Annotated in this window: 18 protein-coding genes; 9 read left to right on the top strand and 9 right to left on the bottom strand. The window is 46.6% G+C overall.

Going from position 1 to position 21092, the window contains the following annotated elements; genetic code table 11:
* Positions 1-15 precede the first annotated feature (15 nt).
* A complete protein-coding gene (locus HGH91_RS20900; protein ID WP_168740752.1) occupies positions 16-819 on the bottom strand; it encodes a GLPGLI family protein in 804 nt (267 codons plus the stop codon).
* 151 nt (positions 820-970) lie between these two features.
* On the opposite strand from HGH91_RS20900, the gene HGH91_RS20895 reads away from it, so the two are divergent.
* The 8 genes from HGH91_RS20895 (at position 971) to HGH91_RS20860 (ending at position 13027) form a co-directional block, all read left to right on the top strand.
* Positions 971-2488: a sensor histidine kinase gene (locus HGH91_RS20895; RefSeq protein ID WP_168740751.1), complete on the top strand. Its 1518-nt coding sequence runs from the start codon at positions 971-973 to the stop codon at positions 2486-2488.
* A 1-nt stretch (position 2489) separates the two neighbouring features.
* On the top strand, positions 2490-3173 hold the full coding sequence (locus HGH91_RS20890; protein ID WP_168740750.1) for a response regulator transcription factor: 684 nt from the start codon (positions 2490-2492) through the stop codon (positions 3171-3173).
* 172 nt (positions 3174-3345) lie between these two features.
* Positions 3346-3918: an RNA polymerase sigma factor gene (locus tag HGH91_RS20885; protein WP_168740749.1), complete on the top strand. Its 573-nt coding sequence runs from the start codon at positions 3346-3348 to the stop codon at positions 3916-3918.
* Positions 3919-3992: 74 nt separating this feature from the next.
* A complete protein-coding gene (locus HGH91_RS20880) occupies positions 3993-4973 on the top strand; it encodes a FecR family protein (RefSeq protein ID WP_168740748.1) in 981 nt (326 codons plus the stop codon).
* A 157-nt stretch (positions 4974-5130) separates the two neighbouring features.
* Positions 5131-8619, top strand: coding sequence for a TonB-dependent receptor (locus tag HGH91_RS20875; protein WP_211092378.1), 3489 nt, complete (start codon positions 5131-5133; stop codon positions 8617-8619).
* Positions 8620-8631: 12 nt separating this feature from the next.
* Positions 8632-10638, top strand: a complete 2007-nt coding sequence (locus tag HGH91_RS20870) for a RagB/SusD family nutrient uptake outer membrane protein (protein ID WP_168740747.1) — start codon at positions 8632-8634, stop codon at positions 10636-10638.
* A 37-nt stretch (positions 10639-10675) separates the two neighbouring features.
* Entirely contained in the window at positions 10676-11752 is a 1077-nt protein-coding gene (locus HGH91_RS20865) for a discoidin domain-containing protein (RefSeq protein ID WP_168740746.1), read from the top strand.
* A gap of 24 nt (positions 11753-11776) precedes the next feature.
* Positions 11777-13027 carry a sialidase family protein gene (locus HGH91_RS20860; protein WP_168740745.1) on the top strand — a complete coding sequence of 417 codons (1251 nt, stop codon included), beginning with the start codon at positions 11777-11779 and terminating at the stop codon, positions 13025-13027.
* A gap of 16 nt (positions 13028-13043) precedes the next feature.
* Here HGH91_RS20860 and HGH91_RS20855 read toward each other — a convergent pair whose 3' ends face one another.
* The 3 genes from HGH91_RS20855 to HGH91_RS20845 all read right to left on the bottom strand — a co-directional run bounded on the left by HGH91_RS20855 (position 13044) and on the right by HGH91_RS20845 (position 15745).
* A complete protein-coding gene (locus HGH91_RS20855) occupies positions 13044-14432 on the bottom strand; it encodes a serine hydrolase domain-containing protein (protein ID WP_168740744.1) in 1389 nt (462 codons plus the stop codon).
* Between the two features lie 167 nt (positions 14433-14599).
* On the bottom strand, positions 14600-14959 hold the full coding sequence (locus HGH91_RS20850) for a SnoaL-like domain-containing protein (protein ID WP_168740743.1): 360 nt from the start codon (positions 14957-14959) through the stop codon (positions 14600-14602).
* An 87-nt stretch (positions 14960-15046) separates the two neighbouring features.
* Positions 15047-15745: a dihydrofolate reductase family protein gene (locus tag HGH91_RS20845; RefSeq protein ID WP_168740742.1), complete on the bottom strand. Its 699-nt coding sequence runs from the start codon at positions 15743-15745 to the stop codon at positions 15047-15049.
* Between the two features lie 418 nt (positions 15746-16163).
* Between HGH91_RS20845 and HGH91_RS20840 the strand changes: the two genes are divergently transcribed.
* Positions 16164-16565, top strand: a complete 402-nt coding sequence (locus HGH91_RS20840; protein WP_168740741.1) for a hypothetical protein — start codon at positions 16164-16166, stop codon at positions 16563-16565.
* A gap of 69 nt (positions 16566-16634) precedes the next feature.
* On the opposite strand, the gene HGH91_RS20835 is transcribed toward HGH91_RS20840, so the two are convergent.
* From HGH91_RS20835 to HGH91_RS20815, 5 genes are all read right to left on the bottom strand, one after another.
* On the bottom strand, positions 16635-17309 hold the full coding sequence (locus HGH91_RS20835) for a TIGR02117 family protein (RefSeq protein ID WP_168740740.1): 675 nt from the start codon (positions 17307-17309) through the stop codon (positions 16635-16637).
* A gap of 198 nt (positions 17310-17507) precedes the next feature.
* Complete coding sequence (locus HGH91_RS20830) at positions 17508-18422, bottom strand: bestrophin family protein (protein ID WP_168740739.1); 915 nt, start codon at positions 18420-18422, stop codon at positions 17508-17510.
* Positions 18423-18432: 10 nt separating this feature from the next.
* Positions 18433-18918 (bottom strand): hypothetical protein, encoded by a 486-nt coding sequence (locus tag HGH91_RS20825; protein WP_168740738.1) that lies wholly within the window; start codon positions 18916-18918, stop codon positions 18433-18435.
* Between the two features lie 109 nt (positions 18919-19027).
* Positions 19028-20386, bottom strand: a complete 1359-nt coding sequence (locus HGH91_RS20820; RefSeq protein ID WP_168740737.1) for a sensor histidine kinase — start codon at positions 20384-20386, stop codon at positions 19028-19030.
* Positions 20370-21089, bottom strand: a complete 720-nt coding sequence (locus tag HGH91_RS20815; RefSeq protein ID WP_168740736.1) for a response regulator transcription factor — start codon at positions 21087-21089, stop codon at positions 20370-20372. Before HGH91_RS20815 ends, HGH91_RS20820 begins: the two co-directional genes overlap by 17 nt.
* Positions 21090-21092 lie beyond the last annotated feature (3 nt).

Here is a 21092-nt window from a genome sequence, read left to right as displayed (position 1 = left end):
CATCGGCACTATTTGCTATTGCCCAATGCGTATGGTTCCTGCCGCCCTGGCGCTATGACTGCGTTGCATTCCTCCCATTAGTTTATCCCGTTCTTTTTCAAATTCTGCCCTGGTCACTTTCTTTCCTTTTGAAGGTGCTTTGATCGCTGTTAGATCTGTTTGGTCGCTTAATGCGGTGGCGGTGTACACCGTACGGCCATTGTTGATATCAATTCCCAGGATCAGCCCTGGCAGCTGCCCCTGGTACTCTGGCCCTGCCGATACCGGGATGGAAGGTGTGAACCAAACAACGATGTTGGCCGTATCTGCTACCTCCTTTGTTTCCAGCTTACCATTTTCCATCGTGGCGCTGGATCTTTTACCAATGCGCTGCATGACGGCCTGTTGACAGGGATAGTTCAGAATGGTGGTGGTGGCCCCGGTGAGCTTCCAGTTGGGATGCCGGACGCTGTCGGCAATGATATAATTTTTTGCGCCAAATTCAGTTCCTTCTACTATTTGTCCTGTTGCCAGGTTGGTGTAGGTTACATCTCCTGCGCCGGCCATTACCATGTGTATCTGCATACCTCCTTCTGGTTCTGCCAATTCCTCCGGTGTATTATCCTCCACAGTGCGGCGAAGCGATTGGTCGTTGGCAAACAACACCTCGAGCTTGTCTTTATGCGAACGTGGCAGCGACTGCGCCATGTCGTCGGCCAATCCCTGTATATGTATTTCCATCTGTGTGGTGCGCTCATATACCACCTTTCCCTGTTTTTGCTGCCCATACACCGAAAGCAATACCAGCAGGGCGGGAAGTGTACAAATAGTCTTTTTCATTTGGTATATATTTTAAGAGAATAAAGCTATTCCCTTCCGGCGGCAACACAGGTTAATGTAGCTTGACTTAATGTTAATTTAGGTTAATGTTCTCTGGCCGGGACCCCGGGATTTGATAGATTTGCGTTAGTATTGTTATTACTTACCACATATGCGTTATAAACTTTCCATACCGGCTACCGCTTTCCTGATTGCGTTGTCGATCCTGCTCATTACTGCTTTCCAGGGATACTGGTTAAGCAAGAATTACCGGGAGGAACAAAAACTGTTTACCTCGCGTACTAATATCCTTTTCCGGGAAACCATCTTCCGGTTGCAGGCAACCAAGCTGAAACTGGACTCCACCTTCAGTATACATATTACAGACAGGGAAGGGGTGATGGGAATTTCCAGTGTATTACACGAACGTTTCAGGGATTCTGGGATAGCCATAGCACGGGCAAAACCAGGTATGTTCGTAACGGTGAAAGCCGATGATCAGTCGGCAGAGCCGCTAAAAACGATGAACCCACCGATACAGGAGACCTACAATGTGCAGTATGCCCGCGCCCAAAACGCCCCGTCTGTGCGGGTGTTTGATTTTCTCACCGGGGTGGACTCCCTTCGCGATTCCATTACGATCAACGAAGTAATAGACCGTTACGCCAAGGCATTACAGCGGGAAAAAATAGATGCCGGCTTTACGGTTACTACTGTACCTATCGATACTACTCACCGCTTCTTTGGCACTTTCCCCGACGACCTGGAGAATAATATTGTTACCGTGGGCTTTACCAAACCGATCAGCTACCAGGTGAATTTTGAAAACAACAGCTGGTACCTGCTCCGGCGTATCAGTCAACCAATACTGATATCCGTACTATTACTCGGCATCACCATTTTCTCCTTCCTGTTGCTATACCGCAACCTGAAGCAACAACGGAAGCTGGCCCAGCTCAAAAACGACTTTATCAGCAATATGACCCATGAGCTGAAAACACCTATCGCGACCGTAAATGTAGCCATTGAAGCGCTGAGAAGTTTTGACGTACTCGACGATCGTAAAACTACCAACGAATACCTCGATATTTCCGCGCATGAAATGCAGCGACTCAGTTTACTGGTGGATAAGGTGTTAAAATTATCTATGTTTGAAAACAGGGAGATTGGCCTCAATAAAGAGCAGTTTGACATCAGGGAGTTAGCCAGAAGCGTTATGAGCTCTATGAAACTACAGTTCGAAAAACAACGGGCGGTTACCACCCTGCAAACGACGGGTAACAATTTTATTGTGATGGCCGACAAGTTGCATCTCACCAGCGTATTGTATAATTTGCTCGACAATGCGCTGAAGTATAGCTCGAAAGAGCCCAATATCCTTATTCATATTATTGATCATAAACAATACCTGGAAATTCGTGTAGCCGACAATGGTATCGGCATTGCGAAAGAATACAAAAGCAAGATCTTCGAGAAATTTTTCCGGATACCTAATGGCAACCGGCACAATACAAAGGGGTATGGACTTGGATTAAGCTATGTATCACATATTGTTCAACGTCATATGGGCTTTATAGAAGTTGAGAGCGAATTAGATAAAGGCAGCACCTTTTCTGTTAAGATTCCTTTTGCAGAAGCTGCCGTTATTTATTACGATAAAGGCCGCATTATAAGGTCAAAAAAAATGTGAGATGAAGATTAAAATTCTATATGTTGAAGATGAATTATCGTTGGGTAAGATTGTAAAAGAAAGTCTGCAACGGCGGGGCTTCGAAGTAGTGCTGGAAAGCGATGGTGCCAACGTGCTGGATGTTTTTAAAGCTATCGACCCCGCGGTATGCATACTGGATGTGATGTTGCCCAACAAAGATGGTTTTGAAGTAGCAGCCGAAATACGCAGCGTCAACCCGGAGGTACCTATATTGTTTCTCACCGCCAAAACCCAGACCACTGATCTGGTGAAAGGATTTACGTTAGGCGGTAACGATTACATCCGGAAGCCGTTCAGTATGGAGGAACTGATTGTACGTATCGACAATGTATTACGTTACTCACCTGCCAGTACTACTCCCACAGCAGATCATATCAGGATTGGTAAGTTCCATTTTTATACAAAGAAACAGGTACTCGCCCATGGTAATGAAGAAATAAAGTTGTCGTACCGGGAAAGCGAACTGCTTAAACTGCTATACGAAAAGCGCGATGGCATCATCGGTAGAAAAAGTATCCTCGATCTGCTGTGGGGGCACGATTCTTTTTTCAACAGCCGGAACCTGGATGTATATATCACCCGCTTGCGAGTACATTTAAAGGAAGATGAAAACCTCCAGATACTCACGATCAAAGGAATTGGATACCGGTTTGTGCTGGATTAACTGATGCTTCCCGGAGATATTTATATACTTATCTACTGCGTGGCGCCGTTCGTTGCCCGTATTTCTCCCTATCACACCCCTGATAAACAAAATTCCAGTTACTGCAATTTTTTTTTAATTTAGCCACCGTTCCTAAATACCTTCCACGTATAGCAGAAAATCAGCGTTACCTTTGGATGATCACAGTATATATATTGCAGGTTTGCGCAACGGCTCGTACAAAGACTTTAAGGCTTTATATGACCTGTTTTCAGGCAACCTGCATGGATTTGTTCTCAGGCTTACCCGGTCTGAAGAAATGGCAAAGGACATCACCCAGGAAACCTTTATAAAAGTATGGCTCTACCGGGAAAAGGTGGATCCTGACCAATCATTTAAGGCTTTTCTCTTTAAAATTGCCAGGAATGGCGTGATCGACGCCATGCGGAAACAATGGAGAAGCCCTGTATTTGAGGATTATCTCCAACATTGCGATGAATTATATACCAATGGGGAAGAAGTGACGCAAAGGCTTGACTTTGATTATTTCCTCCGGCAGCTGAAGGCCGCAAAGGACAAGTTGACACCCCGGCAGCGGGAAATATTTGAACTCCGCAAGGAACAGGGCTTATCCCCGGCAGAAATCTCTCAAAAGTTGGGTATTAATGAACAAACCACCTATAATATCCTGTCTACAGCAGTACATATCCTGAAAAAGGAGATTGGCCCGGGAGGCCTGTTGCTCTTCCTGCTTTTCTTTGAATAAAAAAAAAGTGGATTTTTTATAGTAGATCCTATTCCTGGTTTCGTATTAACCTATAACGAATCGTTTTTAGAAAAATGAACGACCACCTGAAGCAGCTAATCAGACAAGGGTTTAATGGCAGTTTGCCGCCAGATGGCCGCCAGGAATTGAGGGATTTGCTGGCGCAAACCGATGATGCGGTCCTGGAGGACGTATTATCTGGTATCTGGATGGAATATGAAGGCAGTGTGCCGGTGAAAATGGATATAGATGAACTGATGAAAGGGTTGCAGGTAACACCGGCGCGGACTTCCTCCCGGACCTTGCGCCTGGCGCTCAGGATAGCAGCTTCCATACTCCTGCCATTGTTGTTGGGGACCAGTATCTTTTATTATGTAAAGGAGCGGAAATGGGCATCCCTGGCTGCATCTACTATTAATATCGAATCAAAGAACGGTGGGAAAACAAATATCATGCTGCCGGATGGCTCGCTGGTGGCGCTGAGGTCAGGTACGGCGCTTTCCTATCCCGCCAGTTTTGGCAGTGATAAAAGAACCGTAAGCGTAAAGGGCGAGGCCTATTTTGAAGTAGCAAAGAACGAGGAAGTACCGTTTTATGTGGTAACAGACCTTCTTACTATTGAAGTCCTGGGAACAACCTTTAATGTAAATGCCTATGACGGGGCTGATTCGGTGGCCACCTCCCTGGTGGAGGGAGCTGTTCGGCTCACTACCCATGAGGCAACTCCCAGGACCGTTATTTTACAACCAAATGAAAAGGCCGTATATCACAAAACCAGCAAAAAGCTTTCCATTTCAAGGATAGATGCCGTACAGGAAGCTGCCTGGACACGCGATGTGCTGGTATTTAAATCAGCGAAATTCCCAGACGTTATGAAAAAATTGGAACAGCAATACCACGTAACTATAAAAATGGAAGGGGACAGGTATAATAACGATACGTTTACAGGAACATTTGGCGAAGAAAACATAGACGCAATACTGTCAGCACTAAAACTGCACTATAATTTTTCTTACACGAAATCAAATGGAGTCATAACAGTCCGATTTAAATAACAACCAAATTCCACGAGACATCATCCTCACTAAATTCCGGTGATGCAGATTGTCAATGTGCCGTATACATCCACGCCATGGCATGGAGCGTGGCCTCCTTTTGGCCAGCCGTCGCCGCCAGTTTTTATGCTAATCGCTAGTCGCAACCAACACAGTTATGAAAGAAAAAAACGCTAAGACAAGTTATTTGTCGCCTCCCTGGAAAAAAACGCTGCCACTCCTGTGCATAGGGCTATTGTTGTTCCTTGCAACCACCTGTTATGCACAGCAGCCAACACCTGTGACCATTTCCGTTCATGGGGAAAGTTTGAAGACATTACTGGAAATGATTGAGAAGAAAACGGCCTACCGTTTTACTTACCGCGACCAGGTAATTTCAAACGAACGTAACATTACGCTGTCGGTCACGAATGTTTCTATTGAATCCCTTCTCAACAAGGTATTACCATCTGCAGGTTTAACATTTAAACGCGATGGGAATACGTTCGCTATCCTGCAGGTAGCTAAGCCGTCTGCCCAGCCGGCAGACCTGGTGCTGGTCAGCGGTATTGTTCGCGACGAAACCGCGAAGCCGGTAAAAGGCGCTTCCATATCCGTGAAGTCCTTTCGTGGGGGCGCTGTGACCGGCGATGATGGGAAATTTTCGATGACCATGCCGGAAGGCAGCATGCTGGAAGTATCCTGTATCGGGTATATACCCACTACCATCCCTACCGGTGGAAAACGGGATATAGAGATCATGGTGCAACGCTATGCCAAAGACCTCGAAGATGTGGTAGTGGTAGGATTTGCCACACAGAAAAAAGTAAACCTCACCGGCGCAGTAGGTACGGCAGATATGAAGGAAATATCATCGCGCCCGGTGAAGAATGCCACGCAGATGTTGCAGGGGCTTGTGCCAGGGCTGAATATCACCCAGAGTGCCGGCGGCGGACTGGATAATAATCCAACTATCAATATCCGCGGTATCACTACCATAGGCATAGGCTCCTCTGGTGCTCCGCTCGTGCTGATAGATGGGATGGAGGCGGATATCAATTCTGTAAATCCACAGGATATCGAAAATATTTCTGTGCTGAAGGATGCATCCACGGCTTCTATATATGGTTCGAGAGCTGCTTTCGGCGTAATTCTCGTTACTACAAAAAAGGGAAAGGCGGGCAAGTCGGTCATCTCTTACAATAACAATTTCCGGCTCAATCAACCGGTGAATATGCCGCGGATGGTAGACTCCTATAAGTTTGCTCTTTACTTTAATGATGCCGCTTACAACAGCGGTAGTACGCCGCTATTTTCCGATGAACGTTTACAAAGGATCCTGGATTTCCAGGCCGGCCGGTTAAAGACATCTATTCCCGTTTCAGCGGCCAATCCGAAAGAATGGGCGGGGGGGTATAATGAAGGAAACGATAACATCAACTGGTATAATGCGCTCTTCGACAATAATACCCTCGCCCAGGAGCACAACCTGAGTGTTAGCGGGGGAACCGATAAGCTGCGATATTATGTTTCGGGAAACTACCTCGACCAGCATGGCCTGGTAAAGTTGAATAAGGATGGATATGAACGTTATACTGCTACGGTAAAGCTCAACAGCCAGTTAAAGCAATGGGCGCAGCTTAACTATTCCCTGAGATATGTGCATGAAACAAATACCAAGCCTTACTATCTTGCCAGTACTTTCTTTTATGACCTTGCCAGGCAGGGCTGGCCGGTATTACCGCTTTATGATCCCAATGGCTACCTTTTTGCCGCTCCATCTCCGGCGCTTAATTTAAGAGATGGAGGGCGTATCAATAAACAAACAGATTGGTATTACCACCAGCTTCAGGTGGTACTGGAGCCGGTGAAAAACTGGAAGACCTTCGCGGAACTTAACTACCGGCAGCGGTTTTTGTTTAATCATTCGGATCAGCAGATCACCTATAATCATGATGTGGACGGAAATCCTTACACCTTTCAACCAGTAAGCCTGGTGAGCGAAAACACCGCCAGGAGCAATTTCTTTAACACGAATATTTATTCGGAATATTCCACGGCTATCAATAAGGCCCATCACCTGAAATTTATGCTGGGATACCAGAGCGAACTCAATAAGAGCAGGGATATGACGGCCATTCGGAATGGCATCATTCTTCCTTCTTCTCCCGTACTGGACCTTACTTCCGGCGTGGATGCCAATGGGAAGCCGGTGACGCCAAAGATCAACGGCGTTTATGATCACTGGGCCACGGCTGGTGTTTTTGAAAGGATCAATTACGACTATAAAGGCAGGTATCTTTTTGAGTTTAACATGCGTTATGATGGTACTTCAAGATTCAGGAGAGATAAAAGATGGAACTGGTTCCCTTCTGTTTCGGCCGGATGGAACGTGGCCTCCGAATCTTTTATGCAGCGCTTCGATGCTTACCTGGATGCATTGAAACTAAGAGCTTCCTATGGTAAACTGGGTAATCAGAATACTACCAGTCTTTATCCTACGTATCAAACCGTGCCCTATACTACCGGGGGCGGCGCCTGGCTGATCAACAGTCTCCGGCCCAATACCAGCAGCGCACCGGCGCTGATCAGCAGCAGTCTCTCCTGGGAGCAGGTGGAAAGCTGGAATGCCGGCGCTGATATCAGCCTGTTTCGTAACCGCCTGTCGGCATCGTTCGATTACTACATACGCAATACGCGCAATATGATTGGTCCGGCTCCGGAACTACCCGTGACGCTGGGAACAGCAGTACCGTTAGTCAATAATACGGACCTGCGTACGCGGGGATGGGAAGTTTTTGCTTCCTGGAGAGACCAGATCAACCAGGTGGGATATAACCTGAAATTCACTTTGTCCAACGCCACTACGGTTATCACCAATTATCCCAACGTAACAGGCGTGCTGGGCACCTATAGAACCGGGCAACAACTGGGAGAGATCTGGGGATACGAAACTATCGGCATAGCGAAGAGCCAGCAGGAAATGAATGACCACCTGGCCACGCTGCCCAAAGGGGGACAAAATGCGTTGGGCTCCCGTTGGGAAGCCGGCGATATTATGTACCGGGATCTTAACAATGATGGGAAAATAGATGGCGGCGCCGGTACTTTATCTAACCCGGGAGATATGCGTATTATCGGAAATAGCCTGCCGAGGATGAACTACTCTTTTAATATCGGAGCCGACTGGAAAGGATTTACCATTGATGCCTTTTTTCAGGGAGTAATGAAAAGACAGGTATATACCGACAGCTACTTCTTTTGGGGTGCTGGTCAAAAAGGTATCTGGTGGTCAACTGCGTTTGATGAGCACATGGACTACTTCAGGGACAATCCGAACCATCCGCTGGGGCAGAACCTCGATGCCTATTATCCCAGGCCGCTCTTTAGCGGCGGCGCAAAAAATCAACTACCTCAGACAAAGTACCTGCAGGATGCTTCTTACATCCGGCTGAAAAATTTACAGCTGGGTTATGTGTTGCCTGCCTCCCTGTTACAAAGGATGAAGATCAGCAACCTGCGAGTGTATGTGTCTTGCGAAAACCTCTGGACAGGTACACGGCTCAGTAAAATTTTTGATCCGGAAACCATCGACGGGCAAACGGATGGAGCTGTGGTATACCCGCTATTCAGGGTGCTTTCTGCAGGATGCAGTGTCACTTTCTAAAATGTTATTCACATGAAGCCAATTCAATTTATCGCATTACTTATGCTGGTAACGAGTGTGCTGACCAGCGCCTGCAATAAAGATTTCCTGGACCGGGAGCCGCTATCGAATATCACCCCGGAGGATTTTTTATGGTCGCAGGCAGACCTGGAATCCTATAGTCTCAATATGTACAACAACAACACGCTTCCCAGCCATTATGGCCCCGGAACCAGGGGTTTTGGTATGATGGGAGTGGATGAACATACGGACAATATGGCTTCCCAGGAATATTCCATGAAATATGTTCCCGGCGAATACCGCGTGCCTCAAAAAGGCGGGAGCTGGGACTTTACCAATATTTATAAATACAACTATTTCCTTAAAACGGTATTGCCCCGGTTAGAAGCTGGTAAATTAAAAGGCAACACTTCCGCTATCAATCACTGTATCGGTGAAATTTATTTTTTCAGGGCCTGGGATTACTTCCTCAAAGTGCAGGCATTGGGCGATTTTCCGATCATTACAGATGTGATGAGCGACAATATGGAGGTGCTTACCGCGGCGAGTAAGCGCGCTCCTCACAGCGAGGTAGTTCGGTTTATCCTTGCCGACCTGGATAAAGCGATTCAACTTTTGCAGGACAACGCCCCGGATGGGAGGAAGAACAGACTGTCCCGAAGTTGTGCCTACCTGGCTAAATCGAGAGTAGCGTTATATGAAGCCACCTTTCTCAAATATTTCAAGAACACCGCATTCGTGCCTAACGGTCCCGGGTGGCCGGGAGCGGAAAAGGCCTATAATGCCAATTACCGGTACCAGGCAGGCAATATTGATGATGAGATCAACTGGTTGCTGACCCAGGCAATGACATCGGCTGCAACGGTAGCAGACAATTTTCCGCTTGTTAATAATACCGGCAAATTGCAGCAATCGCTCCAGGATCCTCCCAATGATTATTATGATATGTTCAGCGCCTACGACATGAGCAAGTTTTCGGAAGTACTGCTGTGGAGGCAATTCGATGCGTATGGTACCAGTATCCGGAATAATGTGAGCCAGTATGCTTCGGCGGGAAATTTCCGGATCGGGCTTACGAGGGGATATGTTGATAATTTTTTGATGGAGAATGGGCTTCCCATATATGACAACGACTCCCGGTATAAAGGTGACGACTATATTGCCGATGTCCGCAAGCAGCGGGACAACAGGCTTTGGTTGTTCCTGAAGGAGCCTGGGCAGGTCAATGTACTGAAAGAATCCAACCTGGTACAATTAGGTATTACGGAAACCTATCCTATACTGACCAGCTCCTCCGAGGCCCTTGCTTACTTTACCGGCTATACTATTCGAAAGGGCTTGAATAACGATGCCCTGCATGCCTTCGATGTAGGCAGCGTTGTTTTCAGGGCTACAGAAGCCTACCTGAATTATATGGAAGCGTGTTATGAAAAAACAAACACGATCGATGGAAAAGCAGACCTGTACTGGAAAGCCATCCGGGCAAGGGCGAAGGTGAACACGGACTATAACCGCACGATCGCTGCTACTAAAATGACAGAGGAGGCAAAAAATGATTGGGCCGCTTATTCCGGCGGACAGCTCATCAGCCCTACGTTATATAACATCAGGCGTGAGCGTCGTTGTGAATTTATCGGGGAAGGCTTTCGTCCTATGGATCTGAAACGCTGGAGAGCAATGGATCAGTTGATCACATCGAAATACCAGGTAGAAGGATTTAAGCTTTGGGGGCCGATGCAGGAGTGGTACAAAGACGCTAGCGGAAAGCTCACTATTACCTATGGTACTCCCAATGCTACGGTATCGGGGCCCAACATCAGCAAATATCTGCGGCCGTATCAGAAAACCGGGAAAGAGTTTGTGTACAACGGCTATGGCTGGACGATGGCGCATTACCTGGAGCCAATCGCCTACCAGCATTTCCTGATCACGGCTGCCGGAGGAGATGTTTCTGCATCTCCCATCTATCAGAACCCGGGATGGCCTATTGGGGCTAATCTTCCCCCGGTTGGTTTTTAATGGATCAAATCTGTTGAACAACATAAAAAGAAATTTTATGAAATATGTATTGTATTGCCTGGCCCTGGTCATCTTTTTCCAGGTAGTCGGTTGCAAACAGGAGAATTTAGAAATGGCCGATCCGACTAAATCGTCTGTGGTGCTCCAGGTGGTCGATTACAAAGGCTATCCCATTCCGGGAGCTGCTATCGGAGCAACTGCACTGGTGAATGATACCAGTTTCCCTTATAAGGAAATGATCGCCGATGAAAAGGGCAAGGTTTGTTTTTCGAATCTGGGTGCGGCAGATTATGCCTTTCATCATGTTTCCCAGACCCTGGGGATTCGCCCCGATACACTGTTTAAGACCGTAGAGGCAGGCAAAAGGTATCAATGGACGTTGCAGTTGCTGCTGCAGCCGTTATCACCTGAAAATGGAAATGTAGTGCTTACGGTGACAGATAAAGACGGGAAGTCCATTCCAGGATTAAACCTGACCTTGTATTTACTGAATGGAGGGACGTCCACCCAGGTGGCCATCAGTAAGTCAGACTACCAGGGAATTGTTAAGTATTATAACCTGGCTCCCGGGAGATATAAAGTCAGCGCGGGGTTTGCCGATCAGGCGATGGAAGGAGACATTGTAGCGGGACAAACCAACCAATGGACCTTATCTGTAAATACTGTCCCCGTCATCAATCCCAAAACCGGTTGGTCGGTTATCTATGCCTCCAGTTTCCAGGCAAATTATCCCGCTTCAAACCTGATCGACAATAAAAGTAATACCTGGTGGAACAGTAGCTGGACCATCGTTCCAAGGCCTGCCAATCCTCATGTGATTGTGATTGATATGGGTAAACAAACCTTATTTTCCGGGTTTGTGATGCAGGAATCGCCTGCCAGCTGGAATGGTGCGGGCTGCAAAAATTTCGAGATGTATACCAGTGATGATAACAGCATCTGGACAAAAGCAGGTACGTTTCTCGAGAAAGAAAAATATTACGATGTACAGTATCACCTGGTGCCTACAGGCCGGATGACCGCGCGGTACATAAAGTTCAGCTCCATTGATCAATGGAATACTACTGCAAACATTACAATGACCTTCGCTGAGCTGGGTGTGTTCGACTACTGATCTTTCATCATAAAATACTAGTCAATGTATCATATTATAAAACCAATAACCAGGCTTGCATTCATATTTGCAATAGTCGTACTGGCTGCCTGCACAAAGGACCATGACGGGATGATGGTGGAAAACGACAGTACCTGTAAGATGCAGGCAGTTCCTGGCACTGTGGTAGCCCATTCTCCTCAATCCTCCCAGATCTATCTTGGTTCACCATCTATCTGCGTGCTGCCCGACAGCAATTACGTGGTGTCGTGCGACCTCAATAGTACGCTTGCTCCTTATGTTGATTCCCCGGTGACATGGGTGTTTTTATCGGAAAACAAAGGGAAGACATGGAATAAAATAGCCACTTTACAGGGACAATTTTGGTCACAGTTGTTTTATCATCACGATGCCTTATACATCATGGGAACCTCAAAATCCGGCGGAGACATCCTGATCCGGAAATCCGGCGACGGAGGACATACCTGGACAAACCCGGTTGACGGGGAAACGGGCAGGATTCGTCAGAACGGCAAGTATCATTGTGCGCCCACTCCCGTAATCAGTCACAATGGCCGGATATGGCGTGCCATGGAGGACCTGATGGGCGGTGGTACCGTATGGGGACAAGCATTCCGTGCTTTTATGATCTCCGCACCGGAAAACAGCGACCTGCTAAAAGCTTCCAGCTGGCTGCAAAGTAACCGGATGGGTTACAATAGCACCTACCTAGGTGGAGATTTCGGAGGATGGCTGGAGGGAAATGCGGTGGTCACACCCTCCGGAGATATGGTGGATGTTTTAAGGACCAATTACCAGGTGAATGGTGATGAACTGGCTTCTATCATTAAGATCAGCAGCGACGGAGCCACCGCTTCGTTTGATCCGCAAACCGGCTTTGTGCCTTTTCCCGGAGGTTGTAAGAAGTTCGCCATCCTGCATGATCCGGTGAGCAACCTGTACTGGTCCATCAGTAACTATGTTCCCGATGTATACAAGAACGGGAATGCAGAACGTACCAGAAATACGCTGGCGCTCCTTTCTTCTCCCGACCTGCTCCACTGGAACATACAAGGGATTGTACTCACGCATCATGATGTGCTCACACACGGCTTTCAATATGTTGATTTCAAATTTGAGGGGCCGGATATTATTTTCGTATCCCGCACCGCATTTGACGACGGAGAAGGTGGCGCGAACAGTCAGCATAATGCCAATTTTATTACCTTTCACCGGATACCGTATTTCCGGAATTACGCCAATCCTGCCATCTGGCAATGGTTGTTACCGCACTAGCCAGGATAAGTCCGGGTTATTCGCCGTTCGTTTTATCAACGCGCTTCCATTCTGCATCTTTGCCGGAATCGTTATAGGTAACGAGTAACATGCTGCCGTCAGGCTGCTTCAGTAATTCAAATTTTATAGGGGTTTCCTTTGTATAAAAATAATTCTCTTTCAGGGCGTATAGTTTTATATCAGGAAGCCCCGCTTTAGGACAGCGTACATATAAATCATCTCCTTTCATGGTAAATATCATCTGCCAATCCTCGTTGTGTTTATAGGTCCCTGTATATTGCTGAAGCGATGATTTCGATAAATGAAGATCCTCCTTCAAAGGCTGACCGGTGGCCAGCCTGGCTATATCATTGGTGGCTATTATCCACTCCCGGTCAGCTTCATAACAGTTGAACAGGGTAATAATGCGTGTATCCTTCTCCGGTATATAAACGAGGTCTGATTGGTATCCATCCGTTGATCCGCTATGCTCAATGGTTTTCATGCTATCTATGCCGGATAGGAACCATCCATAGCCATATTCCGATAGCTGGCCATTTTTTAATCTAAAAGGGCTGATGGCCTTTGTCAGCATTGTGTTGCTGATTAATTTCCCGTTGAATAAAGCCTGGTGCCAATGTAATAAGTCCATTGCATTGGATAGTAATCCTCCGGCAGCATAAATGGAAGTGATTTCCTGTAGTGCTGCATCTTCCATTTTGCCATTGAACCTGGAATAGCCGGCAGCCAACCGGGATCGCCGGCCAGACACCTGTCCGTAGTAGGAGTGTAGCATTCCTACAACATCAAAAATGCGTTTTTGGATGAAATCCGGATAGCTTAGTCCACTCGCTTTTTCAATGATATAACCTAAGAGGTAGTAATTAGAGTTGCTGTACCGGTATTGTGTTCCCGGTTCAAACTCCAGTGGTTCCTCTTCAAAATAGGCAATGGCTTCCCGTGGGGTATATTGTTGTTTTTCTTTTGCCTGATTTTTTATTTCAAAATAGTTTTTTATGCCGGAAGTATGGGTCAACAGATGTTCTATCGTTACCGGGTAGGCTTTCAACGGAAAATCGGGTATATATTGCTGTATGGTATCACTCAGGTTAATTTTATGTTCTTGCATCAGCATCAGGATGGCGATAGCTGTAAATGGCTTGGTGAGCGACCCTATCCGGAATACGGTCTCTTTGTTCATTTTCGTGTTCTTAGCCACATTGTCTTTACCGAAGGCTTTATAATAGGTGATGTTTTCACCTTTGGCAACCAATACCACTGCTCCGGGTGCAATGGTGAAAAGGTGCTTGTCCACAAATTTGTCGATCCTGTTTTCCGGTTTTTCAGCCTGCTCTGATTGTGCAAAACTGCAGGTAACATTCAGGCATAAAAAGGAAACCGCCAGCAAAAAGAAGGATTTTATCATGTAAATAATTTTGCCGGTGAATGTACGGTCAAGTGGGTTATTGCCGCTGCTGACGGGCATCTTACATCACTCAAAATCCGGATTTGAGCGATAATTGATGAGGCGTGTATACATTTCGTCAAGGCTAAAAGGCCGGTTTTTTCCATAAAACCGGCCTATACTTTCTTTTACATAAAAAATTGCTCGGCAATAATTTTACCGTCCTTCACGGTATACACACAAAGTTCCGAAAACTTTTGGCGGTCCTTACCTTTCATTTTGACGTCCATCGTGAGGGTAAAGCAAAATGAATTTCCGGCTATTAAGGGAGCAGACACGGTAGAACCATATCTTGCTTCCACCATTGCGTTAAACTTTCGGTCTTTTTCCTTTAAGGCCGGGAGCCCTTTGGTTTCTTTCTCAAAATCAGGGGTGGCGTATGGTTCTATACTCACCGCATCATCCGCATACAGCTCGGTTTGTGCCTGGGTAAATTTTTCATTGCGGCAATGTTCTGCCAAACGGGTGGCGATTTGTTCGATTGTCATGGTTAAGATTTTACTTGTTAGAAAATAAGTTATGATGATGATATACGGTTTGGAAGAACGCGGTTTCCGTCATCAGGCAAACATTTTCTATTTCAACACATACCTCAGCCAGACCACATCGCCTGCTAACTTCTCCACACCCGCCAGTTTCAGTAAGGCTGCTTTCCCTTTGCCCGCCTGCTTGGTAATTTCGAATACCGTGGGGGTATTGGGGGTGCCATCGGCAATGGGTACAATCAATACGCTAAATTCATCAATAAGACCTTCATTGAGAAAGGTGCCATTGAGAATGCTGCCGCCTTCCAGCATGAGTTGTTTGATGGGGAACAGGGTGATTAGGTGATGCAGTGCTTTTTTGATGTCTACTTCTTTTTTTCCCGCAAAGACGTAGGATATTTTTTTACGCTGCAGGTAGTAGAGGTAATCATCGCTAACATCTTCGGTAAGAACGGCAATAATATGATCGCCACCGATTTCATTGGTATCCCAGGCTAGTTTCCCTTTGGTGTCGACGGTCACGGCAAAGCTTTTGGCGGTTTTGTCGCCTATGAAAGGGGCGCGGCTCATGGTATTGGTGGGTTGGATAAGTTCTGCTTTGGCGCCTTCATAAAAATCTTTTTCCAACGATACCCGGCCAAGTATCCACCCTTGTGTGTGATAGTCTTCGTGAATTTTATTATAGAGTGCAGAATATTGTTTTACTTTTTGAGGATGTTCCCAATTTTCGGTGAGTATTTTTCCGTTGATAGATGCCACCATGTGGCAGATGATATATGGCTTGTTCATTGTTGGAAGTTAAGGGTAATGCGGCCCATTGATAGATATCCTTTTAGAAAATGCAAAGGATACCGGACTTTTCCCGGCTAAGGTAGAAAAAATGGGCCGTTTAGCGTCGGCAGGATTACCGGACTTATTTTAATGATATTATATAAACAAGGTTTCGTTGTAAGTTCATCTCATCCTGATAAAATAAAATAATTTAGAAAGAAAAGCCTCACACATAATTCTTATCCTATATTTATGGATTGTTAAAATTGCCCATAGCTGCTCTATCTGCTATTAGTTGTAGTGACTAACAGGAGCCGGTCGCAGCTGCTGAGCTGCAACCGGCATCTACTCATCACCCTGCTAGAAGTGCGCAACATAATACCTAATAACGGAACTTTGTATTGGAAATAGATTCTTTCATCTAAAACCATGGACTATGAAAAAGATGATGAATTATGTATTGATAGCAGGTATGGGGTTGATTGCCGTTGGTATAATACCGGCAACTGCCAGTGCGAACACGTTGGGCCATCGTCACCATATGAAGAAAGAAGAAAGAAGGGAAGAGAGAAGAATGCGTAAGGAAGAAAAGAAACATATTGTAATTGTTGCGCCGGCACAATCCCAGAATATGATGCCACAGGCTGCATTACCTGTAACGGAAGCATACGTTCCGAAGAATATAGTAAACACCTTCGAAACTAAGTATGGATCTGCATTGTACGATATTACACCACTGCAGACTGTCAATGGAGTAGATCGTTATTGCGTGCGTACGATAAACAATGGAGTAGCGGAAGCTGTCACTGTGGATGGTTCAGGTGCTCCTGCCATGTAATTGTTTCCCCTTTATCCGTGAATATTTTAGCCTCCTGGTATAATGCCGGGAGGCTTTTTTATTTGCTTATTACCTGTATTGATAAAATATCCCCGTATCAAAAATCGTCCAGCGGCAGGCTTTTTGTCCGCAGCTTTTCAGGCCGCTGTTAGCCCAGGTATTACAGGTATAAAACAGGTTATAGCTGCCTTTGGCTTCATAAAAGGCATCGTTGTTGTCATAATTGGCGTGGGTGTTTATCTTCACCGGCAGGCCATCGGCGCCGGTTTTAAAGCTGTTGTTGATATATTGTATTAACCGGGTGTATTGGGATGCGCTGATCATAATACGGCGACAGCTTTCATTTTCCCTGAGTTGATGATAGTAGGTGGCATGGATAGCGGCGGTACTTAAATTAAAGGCGGCTTTGAAGGCGGTACCGGCCTTTAGATCGGCCCAGGTGGGTGTTTCCAGGTAAAATCCTTTATCGCCCCAGCCGAAGGCCAGGAGCTGGGCGCTGCTATCGTTGGCAATGGTGTTATGGTATGGAATACGGGTGCTCCAGTCGATTTGCGCGGTACGAACGGGCACTACCAGGTCGGTATGTACACCATTGGTAAGGATGTAAATAGGAATATCTGCATCGCTCACCAGCTCTTTGGCGGTGCTCATACGGGAAAGGATATACGCCGACAGCAGGTATATACCAATCAGGCTAAAAAAGGTTAACAGCGTGTAGGCGATGTACTTCAGTACTTTCTTCAAGGCAACAGTTTTATGAAACCGACAAATTAGCCATTTTATTTATTTTGGAGATAAATCAGTTTTATTAACCCTGGTTACAGCCTTAGCGATGTTCCCTTTCGGGAGTGAGTATAAAAAAGCCCCCGCTGAAGTGGGGGCTTGATCGCTACGCTATAAATTACGGTTCTTTGGGAAGAACACCTTAAACACAAAGTATTTTTACAGCACGTAGTAGGCTGGCTTTTCTTCTGCTTCTTCCGGCGCATGGTATTGTTCATGCAGCATTTGCCGGAGGTCTTTTTCGATATTCCGGGAAATGGTGGTCACCGGCGTATCGGTAGGTTTGCTCTCAAACGGATCCTGCAGGTTGATCGCCATCTTTTCTATCAGCAGGAAAGAAGAGGCAATGGCCACTACCAGTGGTATCTCCATAAATCCCAGCACATCTATCAATGCAAAGGGCAATAGCAGTATGAAGAAGATGAGCGTAAAGTGGGTGTATAGGCTGTAGGTAGCCGGGAACACCGTGTTTTTAATACGTTCACATTTTCCCATGGCATCGCAGAGCCGCGACAAGGTTTCATCCAGCGCTATTTGCTGATACTGGTTAATCCAGCCTTGTTCCAGGGCATATTTGAGGTCCTTTCCATGTAAGAGCAACAAGGCAGCGGGCACATTATCATATTTCATCAGGTAGTTAAGTTCCCTTCTTGTTAATAGTCTGTCTACACCTTTGAGCGGATCTGTCTTACGTAACGATTGTCCGAGGCTATAGCACCATGCTGCCTGTCGCTTTACAAAGCGCTCCTGGAACAGGGTCAGGTCTTCCGACTGATACGTTGCATCCATCAAACTGAGTACCTGCCTTGTGAGTGAGCGCGAATCATTTACAATGGCGCCCCATATGCTTCTGGCTTCCCACCAGCGGTCGTAGGCCTGGTTAGACCGGAAGGCCAGCAGGAGGGAAAGCACCGTACCCAATACCATGGGCACTGCAATAGGGATCACCAGGTTGGTGACATCATACTGGTAATAAAGGATGTTGATGGTGAGCGAGTAAACCGCTACCAGCATGATTTCGAACCTGATTTTACCGAATACATATTTAAGGGGGATATTTTTCTTGAGTAGCATAACCTTGCTTTTATTCTGTTGCCAGCAAAAGTGCTGATATGGTGGATCTGTTGGCCACAAACCGTTGTTTTTGCAATTGAATCTTCATTTTCGGGTAGTTGCATTTGCTGATCAGTTTCTCCGGATCATAGCTTCTTTTGGAAGGCGGCGTATATTCATGATCTGCGGGTTGTATGATCAGGTCGATGTTCTGTGCCAGCAGGAAGTTGCGCAATGCTGCGCGGGTGCTGCCGTGAAAGAATTCAATTTTCAACTGGTGAATAGCGGAAGAATATTTATTACGGATGATTTCACAACCATCCTGGAAGTCGGCCGAAATCAGTTCCAGGTGCCTGCTGTTGCGGGTGTAGGTAACCAGGTCGAACAGCGAGTCGGGCATCTGTAGCGCATGCATCAATATGATATTTACGGGTTCGTAAGGGTGTTGTGCCACGATGCTGTGCACATAACTGAGAGATCGTATGGAGAAGTCTGTTGGAATTAGAATATTTTTCATATCTGGTAGCTTTTATGATCACAAAATTATTGGGCGCATATAAGGAACCAGTAAGAGCGGGGTTAAAAGGTGGTAAGAATGTGGTAAGAATTCGGTAAGAAAGCGGGGTCTACAGTGGTAGCTCCACCCTGATCTCGGTTCCGTGGTTTACCTGGCTGTTCACGATGATATCGCCCTTATGCATACGAATGATATTCATGGCCAGTGGCAGGCCTATACCATACCCTTTAAAATGGGAGGTGTTGGAGGCCCGGAAGAAGGGGGAGAAGATGTAAGGGAGGTCTTCCGCGGGAATGCCAATGCCCAGGTCTTTTACGATGATGATATTTTTCTTTTCAGTGGCTGCCAGTGCGATGGATACCGGTTGATTGTTGGAATATTTCACGGCATTCATTACAATATTGCTGAGGGCCAGTTCCAGTAGTTGTTCATTGCCGGGGATCAGCAGCTTATCTTCTTCTTCCGGGAAGAGGCTGTAGTCGATCTCCACCTTATTGCCGGGATGGAGTTTATCGATGGTATGTTTTACGGTAAATAGTAATTCATCGCTGCGGAGTTGGCTCCATTCCTGCTTTTTGCCATCGAAGCCGGTCTGGGCCAGGTGGAGTAGACTTTTGGTAATATGTTCCAGTCGCCCTGCTTCGCTCAGGATGTTTTGGAGGGAATAGATATATTTTTCGGGGGTACGTTCTTTATTGAGGGCCAGTTCCGCTTCCCCGATGATGGCGGTAAGCGGGGTGCTCAGCTCATGGGAGGCATTGCTCACAAAGTTATTCTGGGTTTCGAAGGCTGTTTCCAGGCGGTCGAGCATATTGTTGAAGGTATTGGCCAGGTCGTTGATTTCATCGCCGCTATTGTCTACGTTGAGCCGCAGGTGGAGATTGCGGGAGCTGATACTTTTCACTTGTCCCATTATATGCCGGATGGGTTGGAGTATATAGCGGGAGAAGAAAATGCCGGCGCCTACCAGTATCAGGCTCGATGCCACGGAGCTGATGATTAAGATCCTGCGAAGCCAGCCCAGGTATTCTGCGTTGTATTTGTTGATAGCGGAAACAATCACGATATAAAGGCCCTGTTTACTTTTGTAGAGCACGCCTTCATAGAAGCGGTCGCCCTCGCGGTAGGTGGCTTTCTTTTCCCGGATTACCCGGGAGTAGAAGTCGGCGGGGAGCGCCAGCTGTTCATTGTTATGAATGGAGCCGTCGGCGGCTACGGGGAGGAAGTATTCCTTTTCGGAAGGCAATTTTTCCAGGTGCTCTTCCCTGATTTCGTTATAGATGGCTGAATCGGATTCGTAATAGGGAAGGGTGGCTTTGGCACTGAGATAGGCGCGTATTTCCAGTCGTTTGTAGAAGTCCTCGAAAGAGTGCTGGTTGGCGAAATAATACACCAGTATACTCATCATGAGGATGGTGGAAACGGTTAAACCGGCAAACAGCAGTAGTATCTTAGTACGTATTTTCATCGGCCTTATTTTCCCTGATCATGTATCCGAGTCCCACTACGGTATGAATGAGTTCTGCCGGGTTATGTTTATTAATTTTTTTCCGGAGATAGTTAATATATACGTCTACCACTTTGGTATTCATATTAAATTCGATGCCCCATACCTGTTCCAGTATTTCCAGGCGGGAGAGCACTTTCCGCGGATTTTTCAGCAGGTATTCCAGCAGCCGGTATTCTGTAGCGGTGAGGGCGATGGTTTTCCCTTGCCGGTTGGCGGTTTTGGTATCTGTATCCAGTTCCAGGTCGGCCAAACTAAGTATAGCCGGCGACGTTGGTACGACGGGAATATCGGTATTATTGGTTTTCCTTCTGAGCAGGCTGCGGATGCGGGCTTCGAGTTCCTGTAATTTGAATGGTTTTACGAGGTAGTCATCGGCGCCGCTATCGAGTCCCATCACAATATTTTCGGTGGTGCCGAGGGCGGTGAGCATGAGTATGGGTACTTCCAGCTGCGCTTTTCGCAGGGAGCGGCATACTTCGATGCCATTGATGCCGGGCAGCATTACATCGAGTATAATGAGCCGGAAGGATGGGTTATTGAGCGCCATTTGGAGGCCGCTGTTGCCGTCGGGAGCTACGCTGACTTCGTAGCCGGCTTCGGCAAGGCCGCGGGTAATAACGGATACTACAGCAGGTTCATCTTCTATCAGTAATAGCTTCATGAC

The organism is Chitinophaga eiseniae, from assembly GCF_012641265.1.
Taxonomy (GTDB): Bacteria; Bacteroidota; Bacteroidia; order Chitinophagales; family Chitinophagaceae; genus Chitinophaga; species Chitinophaga eiseniae_A.
This window is presented reverse-complemented; position numbering and strand designations above follow the sequence as displayed.